The following is a 727-nucleotide window of genomic DNA, read 5'->3' on the forward strand; positions in this document are numbered from 1 at the left end:
GCGGCCCGCAGGGTGCTCAAGGGAGTCTCGTTCGACATCCCCCGGGGCAGCACCCTCGCACTCGTCGGAGAGTCCGGGTCGGGCAAGACGACGCTCGCGCGGACACTCGTCGGCGTCCACAGGCCGTCGGGCGGCCGGATCCTCGTGGACGACGCCCCGCTGCGCACCTCGCGCGGACGGGCGGGAGCCGCGACGGTCCAGATGATCCCGCAGGACCCGTACTCCTCGTTCGACCCGCGGCGCACCGTCGCGCAGTCCCTCGCCGAGGCACTCGATCCGGTCCGGGCCAGGGTCGGACCGGTCCGGGCCCGGATCGCCGAGCTGCTCAGCCAGGTGAGCCTCGACCCGGACGCCATGGACCGCTACCCGCACGAGTTCTCCGGCGGCCAACGGCAGCGGCTGGCGATCGCACGGGCCCTCGCACCGCGTCCCCGGTTCGTCATCGCCGACGAGATCACCTCGGCCCTCGACCTGACGACCCAGGCCGAGATCCTCAACCTGCTCGCCGATCTGCGCCGCCGGCTCTCGCTGACGATGCTGTTCATCTCGCACGACCTGGCCGTCGTCCGGCACGTCAGCGACACGGTCGCGGTCCTGCTGCACGGGGACCTCGTCGAACTCGGCCCGACCGGAGCCACCTTCGCCGAGCCGAACCACCCGTACACCGCCCAACTCCTCGCGTCCGTACCGGGCGACCCGAGGTTCCGCCTCGACGACGAGCCCGCCA

Annotated in this window: 1 protein-coding gene; it reads left to right on the forward strand. The window is 72.6% G+C overall.

What is annotated here, in order from left to right:
- A partial coding sequence (locus tag KUM44_RS33030; RefSeq protein ID WP_217213439.1) for an ATP-binding cassette domain-containing protein occupies nucleotides 1-727 on the forward strand: 727 nt, incomplete at both ends.

Origin of the sequence: Streptomyces sp. AC550_RSS872 (assembly GCF_019049285.1) — a bacterium.
Lineage (GTDB): Bacteria > Actinomycetota > Actinomycetes > Streptomycetales > Streptomycetaceae > Streptomyces.